Annotated in this window: 10 protein-coding genes and 1 tRNA gene; 6 read left to right on the forward strand and 5 right to left on the reverse strand. The window is 66.4% G+C overall.

The window, feature by feature from the left end; translation table 11 throughout:
- Positions 1-280: 280 nt before the first annotated feature.
- Positions 281-1,768 (reverse strand): MDR family MFS transporter, encoded by a 1,488-nt coding sequence (locus tag D0T12_RS31840; RefSeq protein ID WP_117404392.1) that lies wholly within the window; start codon positions 1,766-1,768, stop codon positions 281-283.
- A 128-nt stretch (positions 1,769-1,896) separates the two neighbouring features.
- On the opposite strand from D0T12_RS31840, the gene D0T12_RS31845 reads away from it, so the two are divergent.
- The 4 genes from D0T12_RS31845 (at position 1,897) to D0T12_RS35105 (ending at position 6,405) form a co-directional block, all read left to right on the forward strand.
- Entirely contained in the window at positions 1,897-2,562 is a 666-nt protein-coding gene (locus tag D0T12_RS31845; protein ID WP_199487820.1) for a TetR/AcrR family transcriptional regulator, read from the forward strand.
- Between the two features lie 68 nt (positions 2,563-2,630).
- Positions 2,631-4,145, forward strand: a complete 1,515-nt coding sequence (locus D0T12_RS31850; RefSeq protein WP_233526409.1) for an alpha/beta hydrolase — start codon at positions 2,631-2,633, stop codon at positions 4,143-4,145.
- Positions 4,146-4,210: 65 nt separating this feature from the next.
- A tRNA-Thr gene (locus D0T12_RS31855) sits at positions 4,211-4,286 on the forward strand.
- 1,906 nt (positions 4,287-6,192) lie between these two features.
- On the forward strand, positions 6,193-6,405 hold the full coding sequence (locus tag D0T12_RS35105; protein WP_147339720.1) for a hypothetical protein: 213 nt from the start codon (positions 6,193-6,195) through the stop codon (positions 6,403-6,405).
- Positions 6,406-6,624: 219 nt separating this feature from the next.
- On the opposite strand, the gene D0T12_RS31865 is transcribed toward D0T12_RS35105, so the two are convergent.
- A complete protein-coding gene (locus tag D0T12_RS31865) occupies positions 6,625-7,017 on the reverse strand; it encodes a MarR family winged helix-turn-helix transcriptional regulator (protein WP_117404398.1) in 393 nt (130 codons plus the stop codon).
- 102 nt (positions 7,018-7,119) lie between these two features.
- Here D0T12_RS31865 and D0T12_RS31870 point away from each other — a divergent pair, with 102 nt between their 5' ends.
- A complete protein-coding gene (locus D0T12_RS31870; protein ID WP_407642136.1) occupies positions 7,120-8,571 on the forward strand; it encodes an MFS transporter in 1,452 nt (483 codons plus the stop codon).
- A 1,206-nt stretch (positions 8,572-9,777) separates the two neighbouring features.
- On the opposite strand, the gene D0T12_RS35110 is transcribed toward D0T12_RS31870, so the two are convergent.
- From D0T12_RS35110 to D0T12_RS31880, 3 genes are all read right to left on the reverse strand, one after another.
- On the reverse strand, positions 9,778-10,002 hold the full coding sequence (locus tag D0T12_RS35110; protein ID WP_147339721.1) for a hypothetical protein: 225 nt from the start codon (positions 10,000-10,002) through the stop codon (positions 9,778-9,780).
- A gap of 505 nt (positions 10,003-10,507) precedes the next feature.
- Positions 10,508-12,880: a VIT domain-containing protein gene (locus tag D0T12_RS31875; RefSeq protein ID WP_117404402.1), complete on the reverse strand. Its 2,373-nt coding sequence runs from the start codon at positions 12,878-12,880 to the stop codon at positions 10,508-10,510.
- The gene (locus tag D0T12_RS31880; protein WP_117404404.1) at positions 12,877-13,515 is read right to left on the reverse strand and encodes a helix-turn-helix domain-containing protein; all 639 of its coding nucleotides are present in this window, start codon (positions 13,513-13,515) and stop codon (positions 12,877-12,879) included. Before D0T12_RS31880 ends, D0T12_RS31875 begins: the two co-directional genes overlap by 4 nt.
- Positions 13,516-13,944: 429 nt before the next feature.
- Here D0T12_RS31880 and D0T12_RS35680 point away from each other — a divergent pair, with 429 nt between their 5' ends.
- The gene (locus D0T12_RS35680; RefSeq protein WP_158581708.1) at positions 13,945-15,675 is read left to right on the forward strand and encodes an RNA polymerase sigma factor; all 1,731 of its coding nucleotides are present in this window, start codon (positions 13,945-13,947) and stop codon (positions 15,673-15,675) included.
- Positions 15,676-15,773: the final 98 nt, after the last annotated feature.

The following is a 15,773-nucleotide window of genomic DNA, read 5'->3' on the forward strand; positions in this document are numbered from 1 at the left end:
GGCCCTGACGGCATCGCGCGACGCCCCCTCCGGCGCCTGAAGGGGGCTCGCCCCACGCAAGATCGCCGAGCGGATCCCGCCCGCGAGGCCATCAGCCACGGGCTGCACTGCTCTCAAGCGGACATCACGCAGTGCCCACCCCCGGTGAGCGTCGATACAAGCTTGATCGCCAAAGCATGGTGAACGTGCTTGATTTGGGCTCCGGCGTTGTCGGTGGATGTGGTCTTGGGCCTGGTCGCGGGTCGTGGCGGATGCGTTCTCGGTTTGAGCCCTGGCGTCGTCATTGGGCGTTGACATGGGTCTCCTTTGGTCTGCGGGGGATGGCGAGAATCGGGAAGAGGGAAATGAGCAGGATCGCGGCGACCCACCAGAACGTCCCGGTGAAGGCGCTCGTCAAGAGGGTGGGTGTGTCGGTCGCGTGTCGTTCGGCGGCTTCGGGGAGGTTGCCGGACGTACCGGGAATCTCGTCGCGGATGGCGATCTGCAAGATGACCGCGACGACCGCGGTTCCGAACGAGCTGCCCACGCGGATCAGGATGTTCGCGCCGGTCGTCGCCGCGGGCACCGCCGTCCGTGGCAGGCCCTGGTAGGCCATCGACAGCAGGCAGGGAGCGATCAGGCCGTGGCCCAGCCCGACACCGAACATCGCGACCATGATCATGGCGCGTCCGGTACCGGGACCGATGCCGGTGAGTGCCAGCACGCCGGCGAGTACGCAGAGGACGCCACCGACGGCGAACCGGCGTCCGCCGTACCTGTCGCTCAGCCGCCCCGACACCGACATGGTCATCATCGCGCCGAGACCCATTGGGGCCAGCAGCCAGCCCGCGTCCAATGCTGAGTCACCGCGGACGATTCCCGCGAACAGTGGCACCAGGATCATCACACCGAACATCGCGCCGCTGTAGAGGAAGAGACCTCCGGTGGCGGTGGTGAACGCCCGGGTGCCCAGTGGGCGTAGATCGATGAGCGCGCCGTCCCTTATGCGCAACGCGTGCGCGACGAACGCGGCCACCAGGACGGCCCCGGCGCTGACGCTGAAGAGGAAGCGCGCGCCGGTGAGGCTCGTTCCGTTCCCGGCCTCCGAAAGCCCGTACACCAGGGCCGCCAGACCAGGGCACAGGAGCAGTATGCCGACCACGTCCAGCCGGGCGTCGCCGCTGCGCTCGGTGTCGCGCGGCAGCATCCGCAGGGCCGCGACCAGCGCGAGCGCGCAGAACGGGACGTTCACGAAGAACATCCAGCGCCAGTTGAGATCGTCGAGGATGACGCCGCCGAGAAGCGGGCCGAGCACCGGCGCGAGCATGGCCGGAACCGAAACGATGCTCATGACACGGCCCATCCGTTCCGGCCCCGCCTCGCGAGCGAGCATCATCTGCCCGACCGGCAGCAGCATCCCGCCGCCTACTCCCTGGAGGACGCGAAACGCGATCAGCGTAGGGATCGACCAGGCGAGACCGCACAACAGCGACCCGCTGACGAACACACCGATCGAGACGAGCCACATGGTGCGGGCACCGAACCGCCACACCGACCATCCGGTCAGGGGGATCGCCATGGACAGGGCGAGGGTGTAGCCGGTCACCACCCAGTGAACGGTCGACAGGGATGTGCCGAAGTCCCTGCCCAGCGACGCGATCGCGACGTTGACGATCGTGCCGTCCAGAACCGTCATGATCGCGCCGAGCACCACGACGATCGCGAGGTTGCGCAGCTGCGGGTCGATGCCCTCCGCGCCGACACGCGGCGCCTTCCGCGTGGAGGTCATTCGGCCACCCTCCGTCTCCGTACACCGTATCGCCACTACCGTACACCGTATCAGAGAATCCGTACACCGTATCGATACGGTGTATCGCGTAAGATCGAGATGTGGAAGGTTCGGCAAGGTCAGGCGACGTGTGGACGCGTCCTCGCGGCGGACGCCGCCCGAAGTTGACGCGGGCGGCGATCGTCGAGGCGGCAATCAAGATCGCGGACGCCGAGGGCCTGGACGCGGTGTCGATTCGCCGCATCGCGAACGAGTTGGGTGTCCGTGCGATGAGCCTGTACACCCACATCGATGCGAAAGAGGACATCTTCGACCTCATGTACGACGAGGTCGCCAAGGAGGTCCTGGTCGAGGGAGAGTTGTCCGACGACTGGCGCGAGGCGATCCTTCAGATCGTCCACAAGGAACGCGAGGTCGGTCTCAGGCATCCCTGGATGCTTGAGCTCGCCCACCGCTCTCCCCGCGTGGGGCCCAACGGTCTTCGTCATGTCGAGCAGTCCCTGGCCGCGGCCGCACTGCTCACCACAGATCCCGAGGCCATGCTGGCCATCGTCACCACCGTCGACCACTACATGCTGGGCTACACGGTGCGAGAGCAACACGTCCGCGAGAACGGCCAGGAACGCGTCCACACCAGCCTCTTGGAGCGGGAGTACGTCCGCTCGCTCCTGGAGAGCGGTGAGTTCCCTCACCTCAAACCGCTCTTCGAGAAGGGCCTCTACGGTCGAGAGCACTTCACCGAGGGCCTGAACTGGTTGCTCGACGGCATCGAACGCGACTACGCAGAGAAGTAGCCCTTGGCCGCTACGACGTCGTAGCGTATGCGGCAGTGTACGTACCGCAATCATGAGACGGGGTTCAGGTGCGGGCAGCGAAGTTCCTCAGTGTCGCCGTGGTCTCGACACTCGCGGTGGCCACCGGATGCAACAGCGACGACGGCAGCGCCCGACGGTCAGTACCGTCCGCGAGCGCCCCAGCCGGCCTCGAAGCTTTCTACCAGCAGAAACCCTCCTGGAAGGACTGCCGGGACGGGTTCCAGTGCGCGACCGTCCAGGTGCCACTCGACTACACCGAACCGGCCGGTGCGAAGGTCGGCATCTCCGTCATCAGACTCCCCGCGCAGAACGAATCCGCCCGGATCGGTTCGCTCCTCACCAACCCCGGCGGGCCCGGCGGTTCTGGCGTCAACTTCGTTCGCCAGGCGGCCCGCGCGTTCGGAAACGACCTGCGCGACCGCTTCGACATCGTCGGCTTCGACCCGCGCGGTGTCGCAGCCAGTGCCCCTGTCCGCTGTAACACCGGCCCTCAACTCGACGACTTCTTCGCCACCGACGCGTCCCCGGACGACAAGAAGGAAACCGACGCGCTCGCCACCGAAGGCCAGGAGTTCGCCCAGAACTGCAAGTCGAAGGCGTCCGCCACGCTCCCACACGTCGGAACCGTCAACGCCGCCCGCGACATGGACGTCCTACGCGCCGCCCTCGGCGACCCGAAGCTGACCTACTACGGCGCTTCCTACGGCACCTACCTGGGCGCCTTCTACGCCGAGCAGTTCCCCCAGAACATCCGCGCCTTCGTCCTGGACGGCGCCGTCGACCCGACACTCTCCTCGACCGACGTGCTGATCGAACAGGCCAAGGGCTTCGAAACCGCACTCCGCGCCTTCGCCGACGACTGCGTCCGAGCAGGCTCCTGCCGCTTCGGCAACTCCGTCGACGCGGTCCTGGCGACCATCTCGTCCTTCCTCGCCAAGACCGACCAGACACCGCTCGCGAACAGCCGAGACTCGCGAAAGGTCACCGAGTCCCTGGCCGTCATGGGTCTGGCCAGGGCCCTCTACGTGAAGGAGTACTGGCCCGTCCTCCGGCAGGCCCTCACCCAGGCCATACAGAAGTCCGACGGCACGATGCTCCTGACCCTCGCGGACGAGATGGTCGAACGCAAACCCGACGGCTCCTACAGCAACCAGACCGACGCGAACATGGCCGTCAACTGCGTCGACAAGCCCAACCCCCCGGACGCCGCCACCTACGCAAAGGCGGCCACCGAAGCCGAGAAGGCCGCTCCCCGCTTCGGCCCCTTCGTCGTCTGGGGCGGCATCCCCTGCGTCTACTGGCCCGCCCAGACGAAGGACCAACCAAAACCCATCACCGCCAAGGGCGCCGCCCCTATCCTGGTCATCGGCACCCTCCGCGACCCCGCCACACCGTACAAGTGGTCCCAGAGCCTCGCGGACCAACTCTCCAGCGGCGTCCTCCTCACCTTCGACGGCGACGGCCACACCGCCTACCTCCAGGGTGACCACTGCATCACCCAGGCGACCGACAACTACCTCATCTCCACCGACCCACCAAAGGACGGCACCACCTGCCGCTGAATAACCAGTGCACACGCACCCCCGCAGACCCGGTAGACTGCATCGCGCCGTGCTCCACACGGCACGCCGCCTTAGCTCAGTCGGCAGAGCGATTCACTCGTAATGAATAGGTCGTCGGTTCGATTCCGACAGGCGGCTCCACCTCAAAGGCCCCCTTCCGAGCGTGGAAGGGGGCCTTTGCTGACAGCAGCATCTGGGCGGCCTCGTTCATGACTCGCGGGAACACGTCGGCAGCGGCCACCTCGGCTGGTCGGGTCATGTGTGCGTAGACCCGGAGGGCGATGGCGGATCGGTATGCCCGAGTCGAGCGGCCACCATAGGGGCGGGGGCGCTGGCCGAGAGCAACGTGGTCGCGTGGATGAGTCGCAGGTGGTGAAGCCGGGTGTGGGGGAGCGGCTCAGCCGGACGCGGCCCGTCCCTCGGTTTGTGGTAGGTCCGAATGGTCTCGGTCATGAGTCAGCCGATCGAGTCCGAATGGATAGGGTTGCCCAGCCGAGCGCGGCTACGTAGTCGTCTTCCGAACCGCGTCACTTCTCGCCGACGAGGAGCTTGTTGGCCGCCTAACCCTTGCTGTGCTCGCGGAGGACGCTTACGGCACGGGATCGGTCGCTCTTGGTCGCCCCCTCGATGTGCTCGCCGGCGATGACGTCCCGGGTGGAACGTTGATTGGGTTCTGCGTTGCGTTGAGGGTGCCCGGTGGTCGCGCCCAGTTCTGGGAGTTGGGCATGCGGCCTGTGCCGTCCGCTCATGTCGCGCGTTTCTGTACGCGCCCGCCTTACCTGAGCAGTCGGAGGGCCCCAAGGTGCAGGTTGCAGAAGTCCGGTGTCAGCCGGTCATGCGCGTGAAGTCGCGCTTGTTGCCCTCAATCGTCGTTAAAGTGAGCTTTTTCCGTTGTCGGCGGGCACGGCATCCAGGTCGACCTTGACCGTGTCGCAGTCAAGCGAAACGCGGTACTGCCCATAGCTCAAGAGTTTCTGACTCCACTTCATCGACGGAGTTGCGCCACTCATAACGCCACTTACCTGCAACGGTGTCGAGGTCGCCGTCAGAGCAGGCTGAAGCGCCCAAGATCAAGAACGTGATGGGAGGATAGATAACAGTCGGCGCACTGGGATCACTCCGAAGGTGTGGCGGTCAGCAGCCGCTAGCCTCGCACTATCTCTACCTGACTCAGGAGGGAAGTGTTTGAGCGAGCCCTTCGCCAGGTGGTATCGCAGCTTCCTGGAAGCCTTGCGCTGCGGGGGATGCCCCCTAGGCAACCGTGTGTCTCAGGCCGGGCGCCGTTCGCATAAAAGCATCCTTCGGAACGGTGCATCGACTAACGCGGGTGCTAACAACTCGGATGAACCCGGAATCTGGCGCCTGGACGGGTGCTGAGAAGGTCAGCGGATGAGTCCGGGCGGCTGTGGGTTCTGCTCGGCAGGGTGTGTCCATGGCCGGGACCAGGCTGCCCCTGTTGCGTCTGGGGTATGTAAGGGGCGAACTCGGACACGCGCCGATCGATGTTCGCGGCCCCTGGCAGTTCTCATTGCGGCTTGTTTACTGGACGCAATGGTGTGACGATAGTCTGGTGTTCGCGGCTCGTTTTGGGCCGACCCGGTTGCGGCGGGAATGGGCGTCGGTCGGTCTTTGGATGCGCCTGAGTGTCCCATGGCCCGCGCGGCGTGGTACCTGTTTGCGGCGGCTGTTGTGAGGTCAAGCCGTTCTGGCGCGCACAGTATCCAAGGCCCAGGCTGGGTCGGCGCCATTGCAGTATGTCTCGGGGCTTTCTGCTAGCGGGTATGCACCTGTTCGAGCGTCCCCGTTACTGCTCGTGGCATGATCGTTGTAAGTTGATCGGAGGGTGATGGTGATCAGCGGAGATGACCCTCGGCGTAGGTGGATTGTTCGGCTCATCGCAGAGTTGAGCGCGGTTCTGCAGGAAGATATAACGTTTGCGGAGCCTCTTGAGGAGGCCTTCGTAGGTGACGACGCGTTCTGCTGTGCCATCCGTAGTTCGCCTCCGCATGGCAACGGCTTCCGATTGTGCTGGGAAGGTGTGCTGGGGATGGAACTCATCGACGGGGAGCCTCGTGCCAGCGTTTCGCTTTTTCTGTACAGCCGGAATCGGCGGCTTGGGCAGATGGGCGACAGGAATGGCAGCTTCTTGGAGCTCGTCTACGAGGGTTCGCTGGAACATGGCGGGCGGTGGGGGACTCCCGTGTGGCTTCGGGACGACTTTGGCGAGTACCTCGCGTATGAATCGTACGGCGATCGGTGAACGAGCATCATGCACGGCCGCTGGACCTCAACAGGGGTCAGGTGGGCGCGTTCGACTCTGCGGGATGTCGGCGTGTGGCGGCGATGTTCTGGGTGAGTGGGTTTGAAACGGCGGGAGCGGGCGTGTTCTCCAGACGGTCTCGGGGTGGTGCTTACGGTCTGGTGAGGGCTGGGGGCGGTGCTCCTATTGAGGCCTGGGTTCCCTGTCGGGACGTGGTGCTTAGCCGACGGGTTGGGGGGACGGGGCCAGGTGCTCGGCGAGGATCTTCAGGTGGGTTTCGCGGGCTTCGGCGTGACATCGGCGGCCCGCGTCGGTGATGGCGACGACGACGCCGCGGCGGTCGAACTCGCAGAGGTCGCGTCGGACGTAGCTCTGTTTCTCCAGGCGGGCGACGGTGCGGGAGAGGGCGCTCTGGCTGAGGTACATGGCCGCGGCGATCTCCTGCATGCGGGGCTTGTCACATTGGGCGTCGACGAGGCGATCGAGCGTCTCGTACTCGCTCATGGTGAGGCCGTGGGCGTCCTGGAGCGCGCGGTCGAGGGCGCACGCGAGCTTGTTGTAGCAGGTCGCGAGCTCACGCCACCGGTCGATGAGGGCAGCCTCCGCTTTCATGGCGCGGATCGTACCATGTGCGCGCATCTGATGCACATGAATTAAGTTCCGAGGAATCTAGTGCATGGACATTGGATGCATGTGCATGTAGTGTCCTCCGACGTGACTATCACTGACACCTCACCTGCCTCTACCGTCGGCGCGCCGACCACCAAGAGCGCGCCGGCCGAACAGACCTGGACTCCTCGGCTGTGGGGGGTCCTCGCGGTCCTGTGCGCCGTGTTGTTCCTGGACGGACTCGACGTCTCGATGGTCGGCGTCGCGCTGCCGTCCATCGGCGCCGAGTTGGGCCTGTCCACGACGTCGCTGCAGTGGATCGTGAACGGTTACGTCCTTGGTTACGGCGGTCTGCTGCTGCTCGGTGGACGCACCGCGGACCTGCTCGGACGCCGGAAGGTGTTCATCATCGCGCTCGCGGTGTTCGCCGTGGCGTCGCTGATCGGCGGGCTCGTCAACAACGGCGCCCTGTTGATCGCCACCCGTTTCATCAAGGGGCTCGCCGCCGCGTTCACCGCACCGACCGCTTTGTCGATCTTGACCACTACGTTCCAGGAGGGACCGGCACGTAACCGGGCGTTGTCGGTCTTCTCGGTCTTCGGGGCCAGCGGCTACTCGTCGGGGCTGATCCTCGGCGGCCTGCTGACGGGCATCGGGTGGCGTTGGACGTTCCTGACGCCGGTGCCTCTCGCCCTTATCGCGCTTGTCGCGGGTCTCGCGCTGATCCCGAAGGACCGGCCTGCGGCCGGTGGCGGCCATGACATCGTCGGGGCCGTGACGCTCACCGGCGGCATGCTGCTCGCCGTGTACGCGGTCGTCTCCGCACCTGAACGCGGGTGGCTCGACCCCGTCACGCTGGGGTTGGTCGCGTTGGCGGTGGCGCTGCTGGGCGCCTTCTTCGTGGCGGAGAACAAGGTGCGGCACCCGCTGATCCGGCTCGGCATCCTGCGGATCGGGTCGATCGTGCGGGCGAACCTGAGCATCATCGCGCTGTTCGGGTCGTACCTGAGTTTCCAGTTCATGATGACGCTCTACCTGCAGGACGTCCTGCACTGGTCGCCGCTGAAGATGGCGCTGGCGTTGCTGCCGGCCGGGCTTGTCGTGGCCGTTGGTTCCCCGTTCGTCGGGCACCTGATCAACCGGTTCGGCACGCCCAGGCTGATCATCAGCGCGCTGACGTCCCTGAGCCTCGGTTACGCGTGGTTCCTGGTGACGGCAGGGAACACTCCGAACTACCTGGTGACGGTTCTGCCGACGATGGTGCTGCTGGGCGGCGGATTCGCGTTCGGGTTCAGCTCGATCATGGCGCAGGCGACGGAAGGGATCGACGACTCTGAACAGGGTCTGGCGTCCGGTCTCGTCCACACGTCGGCCCAGGTCGGGGCCGCCCTGGTCTTGGCGGTGGTCACGGTTCTGGTCGCGGACGGAACCGCGGCCGGTAGCGAGAACTTCGCCGAGTTCCACCCGGGCGTCAACCTGGTCAGTGTCGTCGCCGTGGTCGGCTTGCTCCTGAACCTGGTGCCGCTCCTGCGCCGCTACCGTCCCAAGCACGCCTGATCCGGACGATCCGGACCGACGACCACGCGGGGACGCGCTCACCATGAGCGCGTCCCCGCCTCGTGTTCTGGGATGTCGTCGGGCACGCGTCCGCCCGCATGCGGAGGGTCGACGCCTGTGCCTTCCTGGCCCTGCCCAAGACGCGCTGCGCGAACGTGTGGTGGGTTGGCTCGTTGGCCTCGTGGACCAAAAGCGTCGCCGGTCCACGCTCCGGCTGCCCAGTAGGAAGTTGCGGCAAGGCGTGCGCCACGGCCCTGCTCTGTCATTGCGGGACGACCATCAGCTCGTTGAGCGCGGACGTGCATGACCCAGTCTCGGGGTGAACCAACCCATCCGGCGCGGGTGTCGTCAGTCCACTCCACGAAACTGGCCTTCACGGGTAGCACGTACTCGGATGCCTGGCCGATCGGCTCGCCGTCCATGCGACCGATGACGACCTCGGAAAAGAGCGCTTGGGCGTAGTCGGGGAGTTGCCCAGCGAACCGCTCTGCGGAGTAGGGCAGCTGGTCAACCATGCCCTGCTGCATGTGAGTTCGAGAGGCGGTGGGAGTCGTGTCGAGAACGGTCGTGGTCAGCCTCCTGTTCCGGTGCCTGCCACACTGCGCAGGAAGTTTCGTGCGAGCGGACGCCGGCGGTCGCCGCTGCGGGCCGGCATGAGGTCTTGTGCCGGTCGGTCACGCCCTCGTCGTCCGCACCCTGCCCTGGGGGAGTGGGCTGGTCGGCGGTCCACAGGGTGGGGAGGATGCTGGTGGGCGCGTCGGCTGGCCTGCGCTTGGACTGATAAGTCGTGCTGGCCGAGGGGGAGAGCTTCGGCCCGGGGTCGGCGAGGTCTGCCTTCAAGAGCGACGTGCCGTTCCCGGCGATCTGCTCAGCCGAGTGGGTCGGGAGTGTCCCGGTGTCGTGTTGCCCGCGCAGTCCCGACCTGGTTTCTTCGTAGTGGACTGATCGGTCCGCCAGGGGCCCGGTGAGGTTGGCCGGACTGGGGCGGCTGCGGAAGACGGACGGAAAGTCTGCGGCGTTGTAGATACGCCTCTGCGTCTGAGCTCAACGCTCGTAAGTGCCGTGCAGCGCCGTAGCCCGAGAGCACGCTCCGGTGTTCCAGGATCGGCTGGGCTGCGGGGAAGGCACGGACCACCTGAGGCGACCACAGTTCGAGAACTTCTTTGGGGCGAACGTGGCGGCGTGTGTAGTAGAGCGCCAGGACGTTCAGTTGAGCCAAAGAGTTGTTGATCTTAACGTATCAACTTGGGTGAGCTGCTCGACCTGGCGTTGTTCCTCCGCCATCAGGTAGAGAAGTCGGCGGCCCTCTTGTTGATCGGCGGTGACCAGTCGATCGTGAAGGTTCAGCAGAAGGTCATGCTTGTTTCGCGCTCGGTCGTAAGCGAAAGTTCCCAGGCTTAAGGCGAGGGCGAGGGCGAGAAAGGCAATCACGATGCTTATGTTGCTACTCCGTGGCCGGGGCGCGACTCTGTCTTTCGACGGTGCCGAATCACGGTCGGCTCCATTCGACAGGAGTGTGTTGTGGCCGAGGTCGGTCGGATCTTGCCACTGAAAAGTGATCATCTTGGGGGGCGAGAGGTAGGAGATGGTCGGGTGTCCTGGTACACGTCCGCTGCAGGGTCGCACAGAGCATCCGAGCGAGGAAGACAGGTGCCCTGCTGTAGTGGTCAGCGCCGGTCCCAGGGGCGGTTTGCGGGCCGGCTCGTCGACTGACGACTGGGATGGCGTCGCCTACCGGTGGTGGGACGGGGGCGACCCTGCAGGTTGCTGCCTGCAGACCCAGTGAAGGCCGCCGACGAGCTCGGCGTCAGCTATAGCGCGGAGTGATTCAGGGCGGTGAACTGCATGCCTCTCTGAGATTGGGGTGAACACTTGCGCGTGTAGGTGTGATTGTGGATTGAGTGCGAGTGGTGTTTGGTGGGCTGTGGTGGGTTGGTTATTTGGGGCGTTTCCAGAAGGGGCGGCGGGGGGTGCTTTCGCCGGTTTGGGCGGTGAGGATGTGGAGGGTGCGGGTCCATAGGTTGTCGATGGTGGTCTGGTCGGATGTGGGGTGCAGGCGGCGTAGGTCGTCGCGTAGGTCGGTGAGGGGTTTGGTGTTCAGGTGTTGGGCCTCCATTCGTTGGATGATCGAGTTGAGGAGGGGGAGGAGTTCGACTATTAGGTGGTGGACGCGTTGGTCGTGCGAGTCGGGTACTTGGCGTAGGCGGTCGAGGATGTTCTTCAGTTCCTGTTGGAAGCCGGTGATGGGCGTGTGGGGGGTGTCGGACGGCTTTGGCTTTGCTGTTCGTCTGCCGCGGGGGTGGCCGGAGGCACGGCCCGGCATTACCGGGGGTGGTGCGGCGCTGTAGGGCGGTGGGGGGCCTCCGGGGGCCGGAGGTGGTGCTGAGGCGAGGGGGGCCGGGGCGGCGGAGAAGGCGGCGGGTACTGCCATGGGGGCGGCGGCTGCGGGGGCCGCCCAGCCCTGGGGCGTTTCCACTGGCTGGACGACCTGGTGTGGAGTGCCGCCGTTGGTGACCACGCGGTCGTCCACGGCAACGAATGCGGTGAAGCGGCACAGAACGCCGAAGCGGAGTGATGTGTCGATGATGCGTTGTTCCAGGGCGGCGGGGCCTCCGGCCGTGTAGCGGTCTTCCAGGTCGCGGAGGTGGGCGCGGGCCCAGACGGATCGGGTGGCCGGGGCCTTGGTGACGGTGGCCGTGGCTTGTTGTTCCCAGGTTCGTTGTCCGGACGTGGTTCCTTTGATGGTGAGGGAGCCGGACGGGGTGCCGCGGTAGCGGCCGGCGATCACCAGGGGTACGCCGGGGAAGAGGGAGCCCAGCCTGGCGGGGGCCACGGAGTCGGGGATGATCTCCAGGTCTTCGGGGTGGAGGGTGAGGCCGGTTGCGAGCGGTGCGCTGATCCGGTGGTGGATCGACTCCATCGCCTCGTCCAGGCGGTCTTCGGACTCGACCAGTTCGCAGCGTCCCTGGCCGATGGTCGCGAGCCGGTTCAGGAAACCCGCGTTGACGGCCCGGTCGATGCCGACCGTGTGGACGCGGACGCCTCGCAGGCGGGGTTCGAGGTGGGCGAGGAGTTGGTCTTCGTTGCCGACCTGACCGTCGGTGATGAGGACCAGGACGCGGTCGCGCGTGGAGTCGGCCAGGAGGTGGCAGGCCTCGTCCAGGGGGGACAGCATTTCGGTGCCGCCCCGTGCCTTCAGTGTTGCCAGGTGCTCGACCGCGCGGAATCGGTTGCGGTCGGTGGCGTTCACCAGGCCGGGGGAGAGGTCCCTGGGGCGTTCGATGACACTGTCGAAGGAGAGGACGGTGAAACGGTCGTCGGCGTGGAGGGTGTCGACGATGCGGGCGGCGGCGCGGCGGGCGGCGACCATCTTCCAGCCGTGCATGCTGCCGGATCGGTCGAGGACGAGTACGACGTCGCGTGGGCTCGGACGGGTCTCGCCGGTGGGGAGCACGGTCAGGTTGAACGTTCCTTCCTCGCCGGAGTCGTCTGGGACGAGGGTTAGGGACGCGCTCTCCTGTGCGGCGAAGTCGAGGCGGAGGATGAAGTCGCGGTCGAGGCGTTCGCCCGGCTGGAGGCGCAGGGTCGTGGTTTCGTCGGTCTCGGCCTCGGTCACCACGTGCAGGGCCGAGCGGAGCTGGGTCAACGGCAGGCCGGACGGGTTGATGTCGACGGTGATGGCCAACGCGACCGGGTTGGGGAAGCCCGGGAGGAGGACGGGTGGGCTGATTCGGGAGGCGTCCGGTACGGCGTCGGTGTCGTCGGCGACTCCGGAGCCGGTGCGTTCGCCGTCCAGGGGGGCTCCTGGGATGAAGCGGGGGGCGACGACCAGGGGGAAGCGGAATGTGGCGCTTGACGCTGAGTCGTGCGGGAGGGGTTGGTCGAGGTTCAGCCTGAGCGTCACGCGTTCGCCCGGCAGGATGTTGCCGACCCGCATGGTGAAGACGTCGGGACGGTCTTCCTCGGCGATGGCGGCGCGTTGGCCGGAGGCGATCGCGGTGTCGTAGTCCTGCCTGGCCTGGGCGCGTTCCTTCAGGGTTCCCTCGATGACGCGGTCGGCGGCCTCCAGGCGCAGTGCGGTGACGGCGCCTCGGTCGGGCAGCGGGAAGATGTAGGTGGCCTCCAGCGGCACGTCGTGGGGGTTGTGGAAGCCCTGGACGATTTCGACTCCGGCGGCGAGCCCGGTGATCGTGGCGTGCACGTCGACGGAGTCGAGCGGCAGGTTGCCCTTGTCGGTGCTGAGCGCGCCCAGTCCGCGGTCGGGCTCCGAGGACGTGGCGTCGGGTAGCGGCAGGATGCGCACGGTCACTGGGACCTCCGGGTGGGACGGGCGGACAGGGATGTGGGGTTTTCCGGGGCACTGACGAGGCCACGGCGTTGTAGTTCTTGGAGGAGCGGTCGGGCGGCGATCTCGATGGCGGTGAGGTCGTCGTCGTTCAGGACGGGCACGTCCAGGACGAGGGTGAGGCCGGGGGCGAGCCGGACTCCCTGGACGATGGGCGGGGGCGGCTTGCCGTAGTCGTCGGGCACGGTCGCCTGGGTGTACGACACGTCGGGGCGTGCACTCCAGAAGTTGGGGCGGGAGGGCTTCTCGACCCGGGCGGGTGGTGGTGCCGAGACGGCGGGTGGGGTGGGGAGGGCGGCGATTCGTTCCAGGGTCTCGTCGGTGGCCGTGGCGAGTTCGATCTGGATCTCGGCGATGGAGCGGCCGGTGGCCTGGCGGCGTTTCACGGCGACCAGTTGCAGGAGGTGGCGAGGCCCGTACAGGGCGGTGCGGCCCCGGCGGCCCAGGGGTGGGTCGATGAGGCCGATGGTGGTGTACCAGCGGATCAGTCGTTCGTTGGGCAGGTCGCGCACCCGGCCGCTGACCTGCGTGGACCCGTCCGCGGAGAGGGCCGCCGCGGCGTGTTCCGCCAGCTCGCTGATCGTCCAGGTGCCGTCCATGGAGATGAGGATGACACTGTCATTGTGACAGTGTCAAGGTTTTCTGAAGATCGACTTTGCTGGTGGCCGCGCGCCCGTCGAGCCCCGGAGCCTGCGGCGTGCAATTGCAGGGGAATTTGTCGGCTGTTTTGTGCGGGTCACGGCGTGGGGCGGCTGCTGAGGGATGCCTGTCGGCGATGATGGGTAGGGGTTTTGCGGGGCAATTTAGGTCTATTGGGTGCTCCTGGCGGTGTGTTCTTAGATCGATGGGTTAGGGGCCCTTGTCCTGTTCGCTGGGGTGTGGGGGACTTTCTGGGGAGGGCGGCTGGGCTACTCGTATGTGACACTTTGGGAAAAGGTGTGGCGAAGGGTGAGAATGGTGTTCGGTATCCTGGTTCGGTCTCGTGAATTGGTCGGTGAGGAACGCTCGAAGCCCTTATTTTCTGTGGCATGGACGACCGTCTTCTGGTCGAGGCGCTGCGCGAGCACGACCCCGACGCCCCCGCAGCCATGTACGACGCCCATGCCGAACGTCTCTACTCCTACTGCTGGTTTCAGCTGCGTTGCCGGGACGCGGCGCAGGTGGCGTTGCGTGACACGTTCATCGTGGCCGAGGCGCACATCGGCAAACTGCGTGACCCGGAACGGTTCCTCCTGTGGCTCTACGCCATCGCCCGGGTGGAGTGCGCGCGCCGGTTACCGCCCGAGGGCCAGCCTCCGGACGTTCCTGTCGCCAGTCATGACCAGGATGACGTCGACCAACGCGTCCTGGCGTGGCAGGCGGTTCGCTCGCTTTCCGCGACCTCACGGGAGATTCTGGAACTGAGGGTCAGGCACGAGCTGTCCCTATCTGATCTGGCCGCTGTGTTCGACGTGTCGTCCAAAGACGCCCAGGCGGCGCTTGACAAGGCGCATGCCGAGTTGGAAGGGGCGTTGACGGCGGAGATACTCGCGCATCAGGGTCCTTACGGCTGTGCTGAGCGTGCCCGGCTGCTCCGGGAACGGAGGGGTGGCTTCGACCGTGATCTGAACGGTCGGCTGTCGCGGCACGCGGGTGAGTGCTCTGTCTGCGGAGCGTTCCGGCCTCGGACGGTCTCGGCGACCAAGGTGTATGGGCTTCTGCCGGACGCCGGCCTGACGGCGGAGCTACGGCTTCGGGTCATGAGTTGCTTCTTCGACCCGGAACTGGTGGGTTACCGGCTCTTCGTCTCGACGCGGCTCACCGCATTCACGGCCGATGGTTTTCCCGTTCAGTCCGGGCGACTGACCCGGCCGCTCAGGGCATCGTGTCCTGGCTGGCTACGGCTGGTGCATGGAGTGGGGGCTCGGTTCAAGGGGGCGCCCTTGGAGGAAGACGTTCCCCGACCGACCGGATTGGGAGTCCAGGCAGTCCGGATCGTCGCTGTGCTGGTGGCCATGGCCGTCACGTCCGGGGCAGCCATCGCATTCATGTTCGGGCTGTCGGATACGGGCGGACGCGACGTGGAGATCCTTGCAGGTCCGCGTCCGACCGCGGTTCCCGGGATTTCGCAGCGGCCTGAGACTGGACGACCGTCTCCGGACCGACCTGAGGCGGTCGGGCACCTTGACCTCGTTCCGGTCTCCGCCACGTTTCCGTTGGGGGCGCGGGTCTCGTCCGCGCCACCGACGGCGCTACAGACGTCGGCGCCGCCTTCCGGCGTGGGGGCAAAGCCGTCGGGCTCTGCGCAGAAGGGCAGGCTGGGGGTTTCTCCGCTCTTCGTTGACCTGGCGGGTGAGTCGGACGGTTCGGTGCAGTTGCGAGCGGACGGCGGACCGGTGTCGTGGTCGGCGAAAAGCCGTGGGCCTCTTCGATTGGGTTCCACGTCGGGACGACTTGAAGCCGGGAAAAGTGTGACCGTGCGCGTGCACGTTTCGCGTCGAACGGACTCTCGCGGGGAGGGGGTTGTCACGTTCTCCCCGGGCGGGATCCAGGTGCACGTTACTTGGCGGCCCAAGGGGCCGGGCCCGGAGCCGACGCCTTCGCCGACGCCGACGCCGACGCCGACGCCGACGGATTCCGGTCCTGCGCCCACGCCGTCCGCCACTCATCGGCCGGGGAGTGCGCCTGCCAGCACGGAGCCTCCGTCCTCTCCGGAGCCGCCGCCCGCCGAACCGCCGCCTACAGGCGACGGCTCTGGGCCGCCGCCCTCCAGTTCTTGAGCGGGTACGACGGTGTACTCGTCATTGGTCGAGTCGACTACCTTCCGTAGGTGATCTTTTGCGCTAAGTGGTAGTGGCCGTGGGGATGACGTGCTCAT

This window comes from Actinomadura spongiicola, assembly GCF_003432485.1.
GTDB lineage: Bacteria > Actinomycetota > Actinomycetes > Streptosporangiales > Streptosporangiaceae > Spirillospora > Spirillospora spongiicola.

What these genes read in the sequence shown, in the direction of transcription:
- D0T12_RS31865 (WP_117404398.1), bottom strand. Translation starts at nt 7,017, where the DNA reads ATGAAAGCGGAGGCTGCCCTCATCGACCGGTGGCGTGAGCTCGCGACC.
- D0T12_RS31840 (WP_117404392.1), bottom strand. Translation starts at nt 1,768, where the DNA reads ATGACCTCCACGCGGAAGGCGCCGCGTGTCGGCGCGGAGGGCATCGAC.
- D0T12_RS35680 (WP_158581708.1), top strand. Translation starts at nt 13,945, where the DNA reads ATGGACGACCGTCTTCTGGTCGAGGCGCTGCGCGAGCACGACCCCGAC.
- D0T12_RS35105 (WP_147339720.1), top strand. Translation starts at nt 6,193, where the DNA reads ATGGAACTCATCGACGGGGAGCCTCGTGCCAGCGTTTCGCTTTTTCTG.
- D0T12_RS31880 (WP_117404404.1), bottom strand. Translation starts at nt 13,515, where the DNA reads ATGGACGGCACCTGGACGATCAGCGAGCTGGCGGAACACGCCGCGGCG.